Below are 16,143 nucleotides of genomic sequence, written 5' to 3' on the forward strand. Positions count from 1 at the left end.
GGCAGGGAGCGGACGGGACGAGGGATGGCCGACGATGCCCCGCGCGACCGCCCGCCGCAACCGCGCGGCTACGCCGGCACCGCCTCGCTCAGCTCCGCGAACGTCGCGTCGTCGAGCGTCAGCGCCGCGGCGGCGACGTTCTGCTCCAGGTGCGCGACGCGCGACGTGCCCGGGATCGGCAGCATCACGGCCGAGCGGCGCAGCAGCCACGCGAGCGCGACCTGCGCGGGCGTCGCGTGCAGCCGCGCGGCGGCGCGCGCCAGCGGCCCGCCCTCCTCCGCGAGCCTCCCGGTCAGCAGCGGATACCACGGGATGAAGCCGATCCCCAGCCCCTCGCAGTGCTCCAGCACCCGCTCCGCCTCACGCTCCGCCAGGTTGTACCGGTTCTGCACCGTGACGATCGGCACCACGCGGCGGGCGGCCTCGATCTGCTCGACGCTCACCTCCGACAGCCCGAGGTGCCGCACGAGCCCCTCGCGCTGCAGCTCGGCCATCACCCCGAACTGCTCGTCGGCGGGCACCTTGTGGTCGATGCGGTGCAGCTGCCAGAGGTCGATGCGCTCGAGCTTCAGCCGTCGCAGGCTGCCCTCGCACTGCGCGCGCAGGTGCTCGGGGCGGCCATTGGTGATCCAGCTGCCGGGGCCGGGTCGCTCGAAGCCGGCCTTGGTCGCGATCACGAGCCCCGCGGGATACGGATGCAGCGCCTCGGCGATCAGCTCCTCGCTCACGTTCGGGCCGTACGAGTCGGCGGTGTCGATGAAGTCGACGCCGAGCGCGACGCAGCGCCTGAGGACGCGGATCGCCTCGTCGCGGTCGCGCGGCGGGCCGAACACGCCGGGGCCGGTGATCTGCATCGCGCCGTAGCCCAGGCGGTGCACCGGCAGGTCGCCGCCGATGGCGAAGGTGCCGCTCTCGGCGGCGGAGACGTGGGGCATGGTCATCGGGCGCGACGGTGTGCGGGTGCGGACGCGACGGTCGTGGGCGGTGCTCGCCGCGCAAGAAGCGGACTGCTTATGTTGCGCGGCGACGCCTTCCCCGACGCCGCCCCGAGAGATGACGCTGCGCCTCGCGCTCGTGCAGATGACCGTGACCGACGGCGCGCCGGACGAGAACGTCGCGCGCGCCGCGGCGCTCGTGACCGCGGCGCCGCCCGCCGACGTGTACCTGCTGCCCGAGCTGTTCACGACGGGCTACGCGCACGACACGTGGGCCGACGCGGCGCGCGGCGCCGCGCGCACCCTCGACGCGCTGCAGCAGCTCGCGGACGCGCGCGACGCGTGGATCGGCGGCAGCTTCGTCGCCGCGACGGCGGACGGCGGGATCGCGAACCGGATGCACCTGCTGTCGCCGCGCGGCGCATCGCCATCGTCGGCGCTGGTGACGTACGACAAGGCGCACCTCTTCCCGCCGATGGGCGAGCCGGAGCGGCTGGTGGCCGGCACGACGCGCGTGCGCACGCGCGTGGGGCGCGGCGACGCGGCCGCCGACGCGGCGCTCAGCATCTGCTTCGACCTGCGCTTCCCCGAGCACTACCGCCGCGACGCTGCCGACGGCGCGACGCTCTTCCTGTGCGTCGCCGAGTGGCCGCATCCGCGCGGCGAGACGCTGCGCCTGCTGGCGCGTGCGCGCGCGGCGGAGAACCAGGCGTGGCTGGCGCTGTGCAACCGCGTCGGCGCGGCCGCGGACGGGAGCACGTTCCCGGGCGGCTCGTGCATCGTCGCGCCCGACGGCACCGTGGTCGCTGACGCGCGCGACGCGGCGGACGTGGTGCTCATCGCGGACGTCGACGTGAATGTCGCGCTGCGGGCGCGGGCGGCGTTCCCGGTGCTGCCGCTACGCGTGCCGGGCGTCGACGTCTAGAGCTTCGCGTCGCCTGCACTCGTCATTCAGGCCCGGCGCGCCGGACCCCTGTGGCCGTTGGAGAGGATACGGATGATCCGGATGATGCGGATGCTGCGGATCGCTCCACGTGGTGCATGGGGCGTCGCCGCCACGCGGAGCGATCCGAACCATCCGTTCAGATCCGGAGCATCCGTATCCTCTCCATAGGTCAACGAGTCAGGTCGCGGCCTTCCCCAGCACGCGCGCGAACACCTCCGTCGCCGCGCGCATCTCGTCCATCGTGCCGATCGACACGCGCGCGTGCGTCGCCAGCGGCGGGAACGGGCGGCCGACGAGGATCTGCTGCGCGCGGCACGCGTCCTGGAACGCCTTCGGGTCGCGGCGCACGTCGACCATCACGAAGTTCGCCTGCGACGGCGTGACCCGGTAGCCGCGCGACGCGAAGAAGCGCGTCGTGTACTCGCGCGCCTCGCCGTTGAGGCGCCGCTCGCGCGCGGCCAGCTCGCGGTCGCCGAGCGACGCCAGCGCCGCCGTCGCGCCGAGCGCGTTGACGTTGATGCCGAGCGAGTGGCGCGCCATCGCCCGGATCGTCTCGGGGCGCGCCATCGCGTAGCCGACGCGCAGCCCCGCCATCCCGTGCGCCTTGGAGAACGTGCGCACCACCAGCACGCCCGGCGTCTCGAGCGCCAGCGGCAGCGCGGTCGCATAGGCGGGATCGTCCACGTACTCGTGGTACGCCTCGTCGATCAGCACCGCGGCGTCGGGCGCGTCGCGCTTCACGCGCCGCACGAAGACGGCGATCGCCGTCGCGGGGTACAGCGTGCCCGTGGGGTTGTTCGGGTTGCAGACGAACACGAGCCCCGCGCCGCCGGCCTGCGCGGCCATCGTCGGCAGGTCGAGCCGCAGGTCGCCGAGCACCGGGATCGCGCGCACCGGCGCGCCGAGCACGCGCGCGCGGTCGGCCGCGTCCTCGAACGTCGGCGCGGCGGTCACGAGCGCCTTCGCGGGCGACGTGAACGTGTCCACCGCCACGCGCAGCACCTCGCTCGACCCGCAGCCGAGCAGCACGTGGTCGACCGGGACGCCGTTGGCCTTCGCGATCGCCTCGCGCAGCGCGGTAGCCTGCGCGAACGGGTAGCGCGACGAGCCGGCCAGCGCCTCGCGCAGCGCGCGCAGCGCCACCTCCGACGGGCCGCGCGGGTTCTCGTTGCTACTGAGCTTGATGACGTCGGGCAGCGCGAGCCCCGCGTGGTCCGCCGAGTCGAGCGAGCCGGCCCGCCGCAGCTCGGCCGCCAGCGCCTCGCGCCCGCGTCCGCCGATGAGCGAGGCCGAGACCACGCCCGCTCCGGAGAGCCCGAGCGAGCGGACGAACGAGCGGCGCGAGAGCGGCATGGGCGGAGCGGCGAGGGTTGAAGCCGGACGGCGCGACGACAGTACGGCGTGGGCACGGGCCCGGCAACCGCTCGGCGGGAGCGCGCCATGCTCGTGCTCGCGCGCCACCGCGGCCCGTCGTACGTTGGCGCCATGGACTCCGTGACGACGTCGCCCACCGGCGCGGGCCCCGTGCTCGCCCCGCCCGCCCGCAGCGGCGCGCCGCTGGCGCCGACGCGCGTGCAGGTGACCGGCCCGCTGCACGGGCTGCGGATGCCCGCGGACTGCGCGGCCTGCGGCACGCCCGCGCGCGGCACGCTGCGGGTGGAGAAGCGGTTCCGGCGCACGAGCGACGACGCGCCGTCGCGCTACCTCTTCCACGCGCTCGACGTCCCGTTCTGCGACGACTGTCGGGGGGCACACGCGCGGGAGCTGGCGCCGGTCGATCCCGCGGTGCTGCGCAGGATGCGCTGGACGTTCGTCCTCCGCACGACGCCCTACTGGATTCCGCTCGCGGTCATCCTGTGGATGATCCCGAAGGTGCTGGCGCCGTTCGCGCGCGGGCTGACGCGCGAGACGCTCGCGCTGCGCACGCCGAGCGGCGAGTGGAACTGGTGGCTGCTGATGGCCGCCGGCGTCGTCGGCTTCTTCGGCTTCTGCCTGTTCGGGTTCCTGACGCTGGTGAACCGGGCGCGGCACGACCTCGTGGCGCCGTACGCGGGCGCAGGCGACGACACGTACGTCCGACGCGAGCGCGTGCTGCTGGGACCGAACGCCGTCTTCCTCGGCCCGCCGACATCGGTGCTGACCGCGGCCGACTTCACCGACGACGAGTCGGAGCTGTTCGAGCCGGAGCGGCGGACGTACCGCTTCCGCGATCCGGTGTTCGCGGCGCAGTTCGCGGCGCTCAACGCGAACCGACTGTGGAATGCGAAGGCACCGCGCGCGCGCTGGGCGCGCAAGGCGCGCAAGCTCCTGACGATCGCGTTCGTCGTCGTGCTCGCGGTGGCGTGGGTCGTGGACTGGTGGATGAGCTGAGGCTGCGTGCTGCGTGCTGCGTGCTCTGCCTCGGGACGCGTCGGCGCGCCGGATCCTCTCACCTGTTGGGGAGGACGCGGATGCTCCGGATCGGAGCGGATCGTTCGGATCGCTCCGTGTAGCGCGTGGAGCGTCACCGCCACGCGGAGCGATCCGCAGCATCCGTCTCATCCGGAGCATCCGTAACCCACGGTTCGCCGACCCGTGCCCCGCGCGCCGGACCCGAACGACAACGGCAGCAAGGATAAAAATCTGAGAAGATCGGATAACCGCCGATGCTCCGCGTGGCGCGACATACCTCGCACTCACACGGAGCCATCCGTCGTTATCAGACTTTGTCCGATCTGCATCCTTGCAAAGGCAGTTCGATCTTCGCGCGCCGCCACGCGCTACATTGCTCCTCGCCAGCACCCAGGAGAGGAGAAGCGATGGCGTGGCTCGTCCTGATCGTCGCCGGCCTGTTCGAGGTCGGCTGGGCCGTGGGGCTCAAGTACGCGGAAGGCTTCACCCGCCTCTGGCCCTCGGTCGGCACCGCCGTCGCGCTCGTGCTCAGCATGGGCCTCCTCGGCGTCGCGCTGCGCACGCTGCCGCTGGGCACCGCCTACGCCGTGTGGACCGGCATCGGCACCGTGGGCACCGCGGTGCTCGGGATCGTGCTGTTCCGCGAGCCGGCGACGGCCGCCCGCCTCGCGTGCATCGGGCTGATCGTCGCCGGCATCGTGGGCCTCAAGGTGCTCGCACCGCGCTGAGATCCGGCACTCAGCGCGCGCGACGCCGCGCGCCGACGCCCGCCACGCCGAGCAGCCCCGCGCCGAGCAGCACGGCGGTCGTCGGCTCGGGCACGGTGCTCGTGGGAGTCGCGACGAGGCCGAACTGCGTCACCAGCCCCGTCTCGTCGCCGCCCGCCGTGCCGCCCTGCACGTACGCGCGGCTGGTGACCGTGCCGCTGTTGTCGGACGCGTAGCTCGCCCAGCCGCCGACGTCCGCGCCCACCTGCCCGTCCACCAGGATGTCGAGCAGCAGGTTGCCGGCCGCCGGATCGAAGGCGAACGGCGTCAGCCCCGTGAAGGTCAGCACGGGCGGCGCCGCCGGCCCGATGCCGAAGCTGCGCGTGGCGAACGTCGTCAGCCCGCCCGCGACGTTCGCGTCGAGCGCCGCGTTCAGCCCACCCACCGCGGCGTTCGTGTACCCGAGCCGCACCGTGTACGTGACGGGCGAGAGGAACGAGTTCGGCGCGGAGCCGAGCAGGAACGAGAGGGACGTGATCTGCGCCGCGCCGCCGAACGCGCCGCCCGCGTACACCTGCTGGTAGCGCGAGACGTCGAAGTCGCAGCCGAACGGGATGCAGTTCGCGTTCTGGACGGTCCCGACGGTCACCTGCTGCGCGCCCGCGGGCGCGGCGGCGAGGACCGGAGCGAGGACGGCGAGCGTGGCGAGGAGCCGTAGCGTGCGCATGGCGTGAGGTCGGTGTGGGGACGTCGGCGCGCGACGTCCGCGCGCCGACGCATCATGTCCACCCCGTCACGCGCTCACATGGGTCGAAATCCCCGTGGCGCGCCCGCCACGCCCCGCGCCTTCCGTCGCTCGCGGGTGCGCTCAGCTGCCGGTCGCCGCCTTCTGCACCCGCGGCACGACGCCCCGCTGCAGGCGCGCCGCCGTCGCCTCGGCCCCGCGCAGCGCACGCAGCACGTTCTCGCCCGCCAGCTTGCGCAGCTCCGCCTCCGTCCAGCCGCGGCGCGCCAGCTCGGCGAACAGCGCGGGATACTTCGAGACGTCCTCGAGGCCGACGATCGTCTCGGTGATCCCGTCGAAGTCGCCGCCGATGCCGACGTGGTCGATGCCCGCGACCTTGCGCACGTGCTCGATGTGGTCGGCCACCTGCGCCAGCGTGACCTTCGGACGCGGATGCGACGCCTGCCACGCCGTCACGCCCGCGCGCACCGCCGCCGTGTCGGTGCCCGCCTGCGCGCGCAGCCGCGCGATCTCCGCCTGCTGCGCGCGGTCGTGCGCGACCAGCTCGGGCGAGATGAAGCCCGGCACGAACGTCACCATCACCACGCCGCCGTTCCGCGGCAGCCGCGCGAGGATCGAGTCGGGCACGTTGCGCGGGTGGTCGGCGAGCCCGCGCGCCGCGGAGTGCGAGAAGATCACCGGCGCCTGCGCGACGTCGAGGGCGTCGCTCATCGTCCCCGGCGACACGTGCGACAGGTCGACGAGCATGCCGAGGCGGTTCATCTCCCGCACGACGTCGCGGCCGAAGTCCGTCAGGCCGCCGTGGCGCGCGCTGTCCAGCGCCGCGTCCGCCCAGTCGAGCGTCACGTTGTGCGTCAGCGTCATGTAGCGCACGCCGAGGTCGTAGTACGTGCGCAGCGCGCCGAGCGAGTTCTCGATCGCGTGGCCGCCCTCCATGCCGAGGAACGACGCGATCTTGCCGGCGCGCCGCGCGGGCGCGACGTCGGCGGCGCGGGTGGCGAACGCGAGGCGGTCGGGATACCTCGCGATCACGCGGCGCGCGATGTCGATCTGCTCCAGCTGCACGCGCGCGTAGCCCGGCGTGCTGGCGACCTTGCCGTGCCGCCCGTACGCGCCGTCGACCGGCTCGCCCGGGATGTAGACCGACCAGAACTGCGCGCCGAGCATCCCCTGGGCGAGGCGCGTGAAGTCGGTGTGGCCCTTCGTGCGCGTGCGCAGGTCGTACGCGTCGACGTCGAGCGCCGCGGGGAGCGAGTCGCCCCACGCGCCGCGCGCGTCCTCGACGTTGGCGTTGGGCGTCGCCTCGCGGATGGCCCACGGCAGGTCGTTGTGCCCGTCGGTGAGCGGCGCGGCGCGCAGCGCCCGCTCGGCGCGCGCGCGGTCGGCGGCGGACGGCGCGGGCGCCGCCGCGGGTGCGGCGGGCGCCTGCGCGCCGAGGACGGAGGGCGCGATCAGCAGCGCGGCGACGAGCGGGAGGCGACGCATGGCGGGGCGGGCGGTGGGAGCGATGGGCCGTGGCGGCCCCGCAAGATAAGGAAGGCGCGGGGCACGAGAACGCGCGGGGCGCGGATCGTGCGACCCACGCGCGTCCCCAACCCGATCTCACGGAGGCACACGATGGCGCACGACGAGCACCGCCCGCTCCGGGCCGACGAGACGTCCGACGAGACCGAGGGCGGCGCGCACGTCCCCAGCAGCGACGCCGCCCGCCGCTCCGCGAGCCGCCTGGACGCCGACGACCGCGCGGATCCGCACCCCGACCAGGTGGCCGGCGCCGACGACGCCGGCGCGCAGGGCCGCGACCGCGACAACGGCGGGTGGGGCGATCGCGGGATCGGGGGTGGGCGGGCGGGTGGCACCGGACCGTGAGGCCCGGCTGCGTGCTGCGTGAGGGGCGTCCCGAGGCCGTTCACGCAGCACGCAGCACGACGCACGCAGCCGCTAGGATCCGCAGTCCGCAGCCCACGACGCTCATGACGATGCCGACCGCCGCAACGACGCTCACGCTCGACCTCTGGGCCGACATCGCCTGCCCCTGGTGCTGGATCGGCGAGACGCGCCTCAAGGCGGCGGTCGCGCGGCTGCGCGGCGAGCGGCCCGACGTGCGCGTCGAGTGGAGCTGGCGGCCGTTCCAGCTGCAGCCGCAGCTCCCCCGCGAGGGCGTGGACTTCGCGACGCACATGCGCGGGAAGTTCGGGAGCGACGCGCGGCTGGCGACGATGTTCGGGCACGTGGCCGACGCGGGCGCGGGCGACGGGCTGGGGTTCCGCTTCGACCGGGTCACCGTCGCGCCCAACACCACCGACGCGCACCGGCTGGTCCTGTGGGCGCAGGCGCAGGACGACGACGCCGCGGTCGGCGAGCGCGCGCTGGCGACGGCCGACGCGCTCTTCCGCGCATACTTCGCCGAGGGGCGCGACGTGGGCGACCGCGCGGTGCTGACGGAGCTGGCGGTGGCGCAGGGGCACGACGCCGACGCCGTGCGCGCGATGCTGGCGTCGGACGCGTACGAGCTGGACGTGCGCGACGGTCAGCGCGACGCGGCGCGGCTGGGGATCCAGGGCGTGCCCTTCCTCGTGCTCGACCAGCGGCTGGCTGTCTCCGGAGCGCAGCCGGCGGAGCTGTTCGACCGGGCGCTGCGGGCGGCGCTCGACGGCGGGTCCTGAGTCTGGATCCTCGCGCCGGCCCCTTCGCCTGTCGGGGGGGATACGGATGCTCCGGATGATGGCGGATGCTTCGGATCGCCCCGCGCGGCGGCGACGTCCTGTGCGCTACACGGAGCGATCCGAACGATCCGTTCCGATCCGGAGCATCCGTATCCCCCCAACAGGCAAACAGCTCTGGCGTGAAGGACTGAAACCGGCGCGCGCGGCCAGCCCGTAGTCTTCCCTTGACACCTTAGGGAGCGGAGACCTACTGTCGCTCCCCTAAGACCTCATGGGGAACCGATGACCGAGCCCGCCGACAACCTCGACCTCCTCCAGGGCACGCTCGACGTGCTCATCCTGAAGACCCTCTCGTGGGGACCCCGCCACGGCTACGCCGTCGCGCGCTGGATTCACGACGTCTCGGGCGACGTGCTCCGGGTCGAGGAGGGGGCGCTCTACCCCGCCCTCCACCGCCTGGAGCGGCGCGGCTGGATCGAGAGCGAGTGGGGGCTCTCCGAGAACAACCGCCGCGCCAAGTACTACCAGCTCACCTCCCTGGGCCGGCAGCAGCTCGGCACCAAGACGACCGTATGGGCGCAGTACGCCGCGGCCGTCTCCCGCGTGCTCGCCGTCGGAGCCGAAACATGACCACGCGCCGCTTCCGCGGCGTGCGCCGGCTCTTCCGACTCCCCAGCGCCGAGCAGGACGTCGGCGCCGCGGTGGACGAGGAGCTGGCCTTCCACGTCGACATGGCGACCGACGAGCTGATCGCCGCCGGCTATCCGCCCGACGACGCCCGGCGACTCGCCATGGCCCGATTCGGCGACCTCGAGGCGGTGCGTGCGCGCTGCCAGGACATCTCCTCCCACCGCGTGACCGAGATGCACCGTTCCGACCGCTGGGCCAGCGTCGCCCAGGACCTCCGCTTCGCCGCGCGCGGGATCCGCCGCTCGCCCGGCTTCTCCGCCATCGTCCTGCTCACGCTCGCGCTCGGGATCGGCGCGACGACGGCGATGTTCTCGGTCGTGCGCGGCGTGCTGCTGCGCCCCCTCCCCTTCCCGGAGACCGAGCGGGTCGTGCGCCTCTGGCCGGCCAACCCCGCCGCGGACGTCGCGAAGGGAGAGGTCAGCCACACCGAGATGCGCGACTGGGAGACCGACCTCACGCGCTTCACCGCCGTCGGCGCGTTCCGCGTCCTCGGCAACGGGATGGTGTTCGGCGAGGCCGGCGCGGAGCCGACGTTCGCCCGCACGGCGTACGTCACGAAGGGCTTCTTCCCCGCGGTCGGCACGCGGGCCGCGGTCGGGCGCACGCTCTCGACCGAGGAGCACGTCGCCGCGGCCCACGCGGTCGTCGTGAGCCACGCCTTCTGGGAGCGCCAGCTCGGCGCCGACAGCGGCGTCGTCGGGCGCCAGATCCGGCTCGGCGGCGAGTCGTACACGGTCACCGGCGTGATGCCGCGCGACTTCGCCTACCCCGAGGCCGACGTCGCCGTCTGGGTCCCGGCGACGCTGCTCGGCGACGACGACGTGGGCGCGGGGCGCGCGGCCCGGTGGCTGACGCCGATCGCGCGGCTCAAGCCCGGCGTCACCCTGGAGCAGGGGCGCCAGGAGGTCGAGACGTTCCTGAAGGGGCTGGCCACGCGCTTCCCCGAGAGCAACGGCGGCTATGTCAGCGCGGTCGCGGAGCCGGTGCGCGACACCATCGTGGGCTCGGTGCGTCGTGGGCTGCTGGTGATGCTCGGCGCCGTGCTGCTCGTGCTGCTGGTGGTGTGCGCGAACGTCGCGAACCTGTTCCTCGTCCGCGGCACCGCGCGCACGCGCGAGATCGCGCTGCGCGGCGCGCTCGGCGCCAGCCGCGGGCAGGTCGTGCGGCTGCTCGTGATCGAGAGCCTGATGCTGTCGCTCGTCGGCGGCGTGCTCGGCGTGCTGACCGCGTGGTGGAGCGTGCGCACGCTGCTCGCGCTCAGCGGCGACTTCCTCCCGCGTGCCGCCGACGTGCGCCTCGACGCGGGCGTGCTCGCGTTCGCGCTCGGCATCTCGCTGCTGACGGGCGTCGTGGTCGGGCTGTGGCCCGCGCTGCGCGCGTCGCTGACGACGCGCATGGCCAGCACGCTGCGCGAGAGCGGCCGCGGGAGCGTCGGCGCGGGCGGCTCGGCGCACCGCGCGCGCGCCGCGCTGGTGGCGGCCGAGGTGGCGCTGGCGGTCGTGCTCGTGGTGGGCGCGGGGCTCATGCTGCGCAGCTTCCAGCAGCTCACGTCGGCCGATCCGGGCTTCCGCGCGGAGAACGCGCTGCTCGCGCGCTTCTCCATCCAGATCGACGACAACGACGCGAACCGCGAGGCCGCGATCGCCCGGCGCATCGCCGTGCGACAGAGCATCATCGACCGCGTGCAGCAGGTGCCGGGCGTGATCGCCGCCGGCGCGACGAAGAATGCGCCGCTGACGCAGGACCCGGGCGAGTCGGTGCCGTTCACCGTGCCGGGCCGCCCCGCGCCGCCGCAGGGCGAGGAGCCGCGCGTGCTGCTGATGCCGGCGACGCAGGGCTACCTGAAGGCGCTCGGCGTGCCGCTGCTGGCGGGCGAGGACGTGGGCAGGACCGCGGGCGACAGCACGGCGCCGGCGAAGGCCGTCATCAGCCGCCGCATGGCGGAGCAGGTGTGGCCGGGCCGCTCGGCCATCGGCGAGACGTTCGAGTACCGCGGCATCACCTTCCGCGTCGCGGGCGTCGCGGGCGACGTGCGCAGCGCGCGCCTCGACTCGATCGCGGGCTTCACGGCCTACGTGCCCGACGCGGTGATGCCGCGCTCCGCGATGTCGCTGGTCGCGCGCACGTCGGGCGATCCGGCGCGGCTGGCGGGCCCCATCCGCGCGGCGATCCGCGAGATCATCCCCGGGCAGGCGTTCCTCGAGGTCGTGCCGCTCACCAACAAGGTCTCCGACGCGGCGTCCACCCAGCGGCTGTTCACGGTGCTGGTGACGGTGTTCGGGTCGATGGCGCTCATGCTCGCCGCGATCGGGCTGTACGGCGTGGTCGCCTACGTGGTGCGCCAGCGCGAGCGCGAGATCGCGGTCCGTGTCGCCCTCGGCGCGCCGCCGGCGCGCGTGATGGGCCTGATGCTCCGCCAGGGGATGACGCCGGTCGCGGTGGGGCTGGCGGTCGGCCTGGGCGGCGCGCTGGCGGTGACGCGGCTGCTGCAGTCGCTGCTCTACGGCGTGAGCACGACGGACCCGCTGACGTTCGTGGGCGTGGCGACGCTGCTGGCGGCGGTCGCGCTGCTGGCGTCGTGGCTGCCGTCGCGGCGGGCGACGCGGGTGCAGCCGGCGCTCACTCTCAGAGAGGAGTAGCGGCGAGCGGCGAGCGGCGAGCGGCGAGCGGGGCTCCTCGGCGCAAGGTCGCTGGGAGCCGGAGCCCGTCCCCACCGGCCCCGCCGGCGCGAAAGACCGTACAAACGGCGAGTCCCCACACCGGGCCTCGCCGTTTCGCGGTTTCCGTGTGCAAGTTCGGGCGGCTCGAGCGTCTCCCCTCTCGCATGCCGCGACACTCACCTCTCCGCCCGGCCCGCTGACGCCATGGACGACGTCGAGCGGCTGTTCCGGGAGTATCACGCGCCGCTGGTGCGGTACCTCACGCGCCGGCTGGGCGACCGCGACTGGGCCGAGGAGGTCGCGCAGGAGACCTTCCTGCGCGCCCTGCGGCACGGCCCGGTCGCGCAGGAGCGCGCGTGGCTGTTCGCGGTGGCGACCAACCTCGTGCGCGACGAGGCGCGGCGCGACGCGCGCCGGCGCCGGCACCTGTCGCTGCTGCGCGAGCAGGAGCCCACGCACGTCGAGCCCGAGCCGACGACGCTGGAGCGGATGCAGGAGATGGCGCTGGCCCGGCGCGCCGTGGACGCGCTGGCCGAGCGCGACCGGCTCGCGCTGCTGATGCGGGAGGAAGGATTGGACTACCACGAGATCGCCGCGGCGCTGGGGCTGGCGGTGGGGTCGGTCGGGACCACGCTGGCGCGGGCGCGCCGCCGCCTCGTCGAGGCGTGGGAGGCGATCGCGGGCGAGGAGCGGGGCGGCGTCGCCGCGCCGTCCGTCACGCCCATCCCGCCCGCGGGCCCGCGGCCGCGCACGGGAGGCACGCATGCATGAGGAGCGGCCGATGACCGCCGACGGCTGGGACGGCGTGCACCTGGGCGAGGCGACCGCGCATGCGTGGCTGGACGGCGCGCTCCCGCCCGACGAGGCGGCGCGCGCGGAGGCGCACGTCGCGACGTGTCCCGACTGCACCGCGCTGGTGGCCGAGGCGCGCGGGCTGATCGCGGGGGCATCGCGGATCCTGGGCGCGCTGGACGCGGTGCCGGCGGGCGTGGTGCCCGCTGCCGCGCCGGTCGCCGTGCCGACGATCCGTCCGCCCGCCACGCGGCGCTGGTGGACCGGTGCGCCCGCGCGCGCCGCGGCCGCCGTGCTGCTGCTCGCGGGTGGATCGGCGGTCGTGCTGCGCGACCGTGGCGTCAAGTCGGCGTCCACGGAGGTGGCGCAGCCGGTCGAGATGCTGGAGTCGCGCGCGATGGCCGATCAGGTGGCCGACAGCACGGCCCTCGCGTCCGAGCCCATGGTCACCCCGGCGCCGGCCGTCGCGGCCGCGCCCGAGCCCGCGCGTCGGATGGCTGCGCGCACCCGTGCAGCCGACGTCGCGCCCGCCCCGCCGTCGCCGGCGGCCGAGCTCGCGTCCGCGCCCATGGCCGCGCCCCCGATGGCGCCGGCACCCATGCCGGCGCCCGCGGCTCCCGTCGCCGTCGGCGAGTCGCGGCGCGAGCTCGCGCCGTCCGCCGCGAAGTCCGTGACCGCGGACGCGATGGCGCTCGCAGGCAACGTCTCGGGAACGGCGAGGGGCCTCGTCTCCGGTCGCGTCGTCACGCCCGACGGGCGCCCCATCGCTGGTGCGCAGGTGCAGATCGCCGGCACGACCGCGGGCGCGGTCACCGACAGCATCGGCGCCTTCCGTGTGCAGAGTCCCCTGCGAGGGGCGGCGACGCTGCTCACGCGGCGCGTCGGCTATGCCATGGACAGCCTGCGCGTGCTCACGCGTGGAGAGGATACGTCGTCCACGACCATCGTGCTCAAGCCAAGCGCGCTGGCGTTGGAGGCGGTCGTCACCGGCGTCGCCGGCGGGACCGCGCGGCCGCTGACTGGGCGGCGCGACGCCGTGAGCACCGTCGCCGGCTGCTGGGTCGTGCGTCCGGAACGCGCATGGACGGCGGCGGCGCCCGCGCTGCCGGACACGCTGCGTCTCGATCGTGCGGGCACCGCGAGCGTCGGCGACGAACGTGGACGCGCGGCGTGGCGCGACGGCCGCTGGACGGCCGTCGACACCGCGACCGTCACGGTCACGATGCCGGCCACCGGCGGCGAGATGACGCTCGCGCTGCGCCGCGCGGCGGGCGACTGGCGCGGCACCGCGACGTGGACGGCGACGCCGCCCGCGACGCGCGACGTCGCGCCCGCCGACGTCCGACTGGTCGCGACGCGCTGCTCCGCGCGCTGAACGCGACCGCGCGCGACACTACTTCCGGCAGCGCCGGTCGGTCAGCCCCAGGTCGCACGCGCGCTGCATGAGCGTCTGCGCGCGCGTGGGGTCCGCGGGCACGCCGCGGCCCGCCTGCACCTGCTCGGCCAGCAGCGCGCAGGCGCGCGCCTCGCCGCCGTCGCAGCTGCGCGCGAGCGCGTCGGCGCCCTTCGCCTCGTCCTTCGGCACGTCGTCGCCCTTCACCAGCCGCTGCCCGTACTGCCAGCACGCCGCCGCGCCGTCCACCGCGCAGCCGCGCTGCCAGAGCACCACCGCGCGCGCCCGGTCGCGCGGCATCGGCTTCCCGTTCCAGAACATCTCCGCCAGCGCGCTGCAGCCGTCGCCGTCGCCCAGCGTGCAGCTCTTCTCGTAGCTGATCACCGCGCGCGTGTGGTCCGTGGCGACGCCCGTGCCGGTGGCGAACGCCTGGCCCAGCTGCGCGCAGCCGTGCGAGTCGCCGGCCTCGCACGCGCTCGCGAACAGGCGCGCCCCGCGCACCGGATCGGGCGCCACGCCGCGCCCCGACTGCAGCGCGACGCCGAGCCAGCCGCAGCCGCGCGGCTCCTTGCCGTCGCATGCGCGCTGATAGAGCGCGACCGCGCGCGCCGCGAGCGAGTCCGGCGCGCCGTCGCGCACGAGCAGCCGCGCCAGGTCCACGCAGTACGCCACCGCGCCGCCCTCGCACGCCGTCGTGAAGCGCGCGCGGGCGCGCTCCAGGTCGCGCGGGGCGCCCAGGCCGCGCACCACGAGCAATCCTTCCTCACCGCACGCCGCGGTCTCCCCGCCCGCGCACGCCTGCTCGAACAGCCTGAACGCCGCCTGCGGCGACTTCGGCTGCCCCTCGCCGCGCAGCGCCATGTGGCCGAGCGCGAGGCAGGCCGCGGCCGCGCGCGCGTCGCAGGCCGCGCGGTACAGCCGCGTCGCCTTCGCGAGGTCCGCGGTGACGCCGCGGCCCGCGACGTACGCCGACGCCACGCGCACGCACGCGGTGGCGACGCCCTTCGTGCACGCGTCCTCCCACAGCGCCACCGCGCGCGCCACGTCCTTCGGCACCGCGGTGCCCTCGGCCAGCAGCGTGGCGAGCGACGCGCAGTCGGCCGCGCGGCCGGCGGTGCAGCTCTTGTCGTAGAGCACCGCCGCCTGCGCCACGGGCCGGTCCGGCACGCGCCCCGCCTGGATGAGCCCCGCGAGCTCGCCGCACGCGCGGGCGTCGCCCGCGTCGCAGCCGCGCTGCAGCAGCACGACCGCGCGCGCGTCGTCCGCCGGCACCGCGCCGCGCGCGAGCGACGCGCCCGCGGCCGCGCAGTGCTGCGCGGCGATCGGCGCCGCGCCCTTCTCGCACGCCTTCACCAGGTAGCCGAGCGCCGCCGCGCTGTCGACCGCGACGCTCTTCCCTTCCATGAGGAGCGCCGACGCCTCCACGCATGCCTCGGCGTCGTTGCCGTCGCACGCGCGGCGATAGAGCGCGACCGCGCGCTCGCCGTCCTTCGGCACGCCGCGCCCCTCCGCGTACTGCCCGCCCAGCCGGCGGCAGCCCGCCAGCACGCCGACGTCGCAGCGCTGCGTCAGCACCTGCGCGGCCTTCTGGTGGTCGCGCGCCTCCGCGCTCGCCTCCAGGATGTCGACCGCGCGCACGCACGACTCCTCGCGGCCCGCGCTGCACGCGACGAGGAGGAAGTCCGCCGCCCGGCTGCGGCTCTTCGGTGCGAAGATCCCCTCGATGTAGAGGTCGGCCACCGAGTCGCACACCGCGACCGCGCCGCGCTCGCACGAGCGCTGCATCTGCTGCACGCGCGGCGTGATCATCCCGCCCGACGAGTCGACGATCGCGACCATCTGGTTGGACGCGACGCACGACGCGCGCACGTCGGCGATGAACTTGTCGTCGGCGCCCGCGGTGCGCAGCCGCTGCTCGTCCGCTCCCGTCAGCGGCGCGGCGAGGCAGTTGGCGCGCACCTGCGCGATGACGCGCATCGTCGGGAAGCGCAGGCGGAGGAACTCCACCAGCTCGCTAACCGCGATGGGGCGCGTGGACGTGGTGCTCGGCGCCGGCGCGACCTGGGCATCGGCGCGGCGCGCGGCAACGGGCAGCGCGAGGGCCAGCGCGAGCGTCAGCGCGACGGTCGATCGTGAGAGCGCTTGCACGGGCGCATGCACGGACGCTTGCACGGGTGGTCCCTCAGGTGATTGCGACGGAAGGGCGGGCCGCGCGCCG

14 protein-coding genes are annotated in these 16,143 nt (G+C 75.1%); 9 read left to right on the plus strand and 5 right to left on the minus strand.

The genetic code is table 11. The annotated features are described in order from the left end of the window. Positions 1–68: 68 nt before the first annotated feature. Positions 69–935, minus strand: coding sequence for an aldo/keto reductase (locus rosag_RS09800; RefSeq protein ID WP_284349923.1), 867 nt, complete (start codon positions 933–935; stop codon positions 69–71). A 118-nt stretch (positions 936–1,053) separates the two neighbouring features. On the opposite strand from rosag_RS09800, the gene rosag_RS09805 reads away from it, so the two are divergent. Beyond that, positions 1,054–1,860, plus strand: coding sequence for a nitrilase-related carbon-nitrogen hydrolase (locus rosag_RS09805; RefSeq protein WP_284349924.1), 807 nt, complete (start codon positions 1,054–1,056; stop codon positions 1,858–1,860). A gap of 198 nt (positions 1,861–2,058) precedes the next feature. Here the strand turns inward: rosag_RS09805 and rosag_RS09810 are convergent, their stop codons facing one another. Continuing rightward, positions 2,059–3,234 carry a pyridoxal phosphate-dependent aminotransferase gene (locus tag rosag_RS09810; protein WP_284349925.1) on the minus strand — a complete coding sequence of 392 codons (1,176 nt, stop codon included), beginning with the start codon at positions 3,232–3,234 and terminating at the stop codon, positions 2,059–2,061. 132 nt (positions 3,235–3,366) lie between these two features. On the opposite strand from rosag_RS09810, the gene rosag_RS09815 reads away from it, so the two are divergent. Together rosag_RS09815 and sugE are read left to right on the plus strand one after the other, a co-directional pair. Next, positions 3,367–4,251: a hypothetical protein gene (locus tag rosag_RS09815; protein WP_284349926.1), complete on the plus strand. Its 885-nt coding sequence runs from the start codon at positions 3,367–3,369 to the stop codon at positions 4,249–4,251. A 428-nt stretch (positions 4,252–4,679) separates the two neighbouring features. Next, the gene (sugE, locus tag rosag_RS09820; RefSeq protein ID WP_284349927.1) at positions 4,680–5,000 is read left to right on the plus strand and encodes a quaternary ammonium compound efflux SMR transporter SugE; all 321 of its coding nucleotides are present in this window, start codon (positions 4,680–4,682) and stop codon (positions 4,998–5,000) included. Positions 5,001–5,010: 10 nt separating this feature from the next. Here sugE and rosag_RS09825 read toward each other — a convergent pair whose 3' ends face one another. Together rosag_RS09825 and rosag_RS09830 are read right to left on the minus strand one after the other, a co-directional pair. Further along, a complete protein-coding gene (locus tag rosag_RS09825) occupies positions 5,011–5,706 on the minus strand; it encodes a PEP-CTERM sorting domain-containing protein (RefSeq protein ID WP_284349928.1) in 696 nt (231 codons plus the stop codon). A gap of 141 nt (positions 5,707–5,847) precedes the next feature. Further along, complete coding sequence (locus rosag_RS09830) at positions 5,848–7,209, minus strand: dipeptidase (protein WP_284349929.1); 1,362 nt, start codon at positions 7,207–7,209, stop codon at positions 5,848–5,850. A 132-nt stretch (positions 7,210–7,341) separates the two neighbouring features. Between rosag_RS09830 and rosag_RS09835 the strand changes: the two genes are divergently transcribed. The 6 genes from rosag_RS09835 to rosag_RS09860 all read left to right on the plus strand — a co-directional run bounded on the left by rosag_RS09835 (position 7,342) and on the right by rosag_RS09860 (position 13,907). Further along, positions 7,342–7,593 (plus strand): hypothetical protein, encoded by a 252-nt coding sequence (locus tag rosag_RS09835; protein WP_284349930.1) that lies wholly within the window; start codon positions 7,342–7,344, stop codon positions 7,591–7,593. A 110-nt stretch (positions 7,594–7,703) separates the two neighbouring features. Then, positions 7,704–8,390 (plus strand): DsbA family oxidoreductase, encoded by a 687-nt coding sequence (locus tag rosag_RS09840; RefSeq protein ID WP_284349932.1) that lies wholly within the window; start codon positions 7,704–7,706, stop codon positions 8,388–8,390. A 282-nt stretch (positions 8,391–8,672) separates the two neighbouring features. Beyond that, positions 8,673–9,020 carry a PadR family transcriptional regulator gene (locus rosag_RS09845; protein WP_284349933.1) on the plus strand — a complete coding sequence of 116 codons (348 nt, stop codon included), beginning with the start codon at positions 8,673–8,675 and terminating at the stop codon, positions 9,018–9,020. Continuing rightward, entirely contained in the window at positions 9,017–11,719 is a 2,703-nt protein-coding gene (locus rosag_RS09850; RefSeq protein WP_284349934.1) for an ABC transporter permease, read from the plus strand. Before rosag_RS09845 ends, rosag_RS09850 begins: the two co-directional genes overlap by 4 nt. 225 nt (positions 11,720–11,944) lie before the next feature. Then, on the plus strand, positions 11,945–12,511 hold the full coding sequence (locus rosag_RS09855; RefSeq protein ID WP_284349935.1) for a sigma-70 family RNA polymerase sigma factor: 567 nt from the start codon (positions 11,945–11,947) through the stop codon (positions 12,509–12,511). A gap of 10 nt (positions 12,512–12,521) precedes the next feature. After that, positions 12,522–13,907: a carboxypeptidase-like regulatory domain-containing protein gene (locus tag rosag_RS09860; RefSeq protein ID WP_284349936.1), complete on the plus strand. Its 1,386-nt coding sequence runs from the start codon at positions 12,522–12,524 to the stop codon at positions 13,905–13,907. Between the two features lie 18 nt (positions 13,908–13,925). On the opposite strand, the gene rosag_RS09865 is transcribed toward rosag_RS09860, so the two are convergent. Continuing rightward, positions 13,926–16,073 carry a tetratricopeptide repeat protein gene (locus rosag_RS09865; protein WP_284349937.1) on the minus strand — a complete coding sequence of 716 codons (2,148 nt, stop codon included), beginning with the start codon at positions 16,071–16,073 and terminating at the stop codon, positions 13,926–13,928. Positions 16,074–16,143: the final 70 nt, after the last annotated feature.

Source organism: Roseisolibacter agri, assembly GCF_030159095.1.
GTDB lineage: Bacteria > Gemmatimonadota > Gemmatimonadetes > Gemmatimonadales > Gemmatimonadaceae > Roseisolibacter > Roseisolibacter agri.

Excerpts from the sequence above, each read along its gene's own strand:
- rosag_RS09815 (WP_284349926.1), top strand. The coding sequence starts at position 3,367 with ATGGACTCCGTGACGACGTCGCCCACCGGCGCGGGCCCCGTGCTCGCC.
- rosag_RS09810 (WP_284349925.1), bottom strand. The coding sequence starts at position 3,234 with ATGCCGCTCTCGCGCCGCTCGTTCGTCCGCTCGCTCGGGCTCTCCGGA.
- rosag_RS09825 (WP_284349928.1), bottom strand. The coding sequence starts at position 5,706 with ATGCGCACGCTACGGCTCCTCGCCACGCTCGCCGTCCTCGCTCCGGTC.
- rosag_RS09840 (WP_284349932.1), top strand. The coding sequence starts at position 7,704 with ATGCCGACCGCCGCAACGACGCTCACGCTCGACCTCTGGGCCGACATC.
- rosag_RS09850 (WP_284349934.1), top strand. The coding sequence starts at position 9,017 with ATGACCACGCGCCGCTTCCGCGGCGTGCGCCGGCTCTTCCGACTCCCC.
- rosag_RS09855 (WP_284349935.1), top strand. The coding sequence starts at position 11,945 with ATGGACGACGTCGAGCGGCTGTTCCGGGAGTATCACGCGCCGCTGGTG.
- rosag_RS09830 (WP_284349929.1), bottom strand. The coding sequence starts at position 7,209 with ATGCGTCGCCTCCCGCTCGTCGCCGCGCTGCTGATCGCGCCCTCCGTC.
- rosag_RS09860 (WP_284349936.1), top strand. The coding sequence starts at position 12,522 with ATGACCGCCGACGGCTGGGACGGCGTGCACCTGGGCGAGGCGACCGCG.
- rosag_RS09805 (WP_284349924.1), top strand. The coding sequence starts at position 1,054 with ATGACGCTGCGCCTCGCGCTCGTGCAGATGACCGTGACCGACGGCGCG.
- rosag_RS09800 (WP_284349923.1), bottom strand. The coding sequence starts at position 935 with ATGCCCCACGTCTCCGCCGCCGAGAGCGGCACCTTCGCCATCGGCGGC.
- rosag_RS09845 (WP_284349933.1), top strand. The coding sequence starts at position 8,673 with ATGACCGAGCCCGCCGACAACCTCGACCTCCTCCAGGGCACGCTCGAC.
- sugE (WP_284349927.1), top strand. The coding sequence starts at position 4,680 with ATGGCGTGGCTCGTCCTGATCGTCGCCGGCCTGTTCGAGGTCGGCTGG.
- rosag_RS09835 (WP_284349930.1), top strand. The coding sequence starts at position 7,342 with ATGGCGCACGACGAGCACCGCCCGCTCCGGGCCGACGAGACGTCCGAC.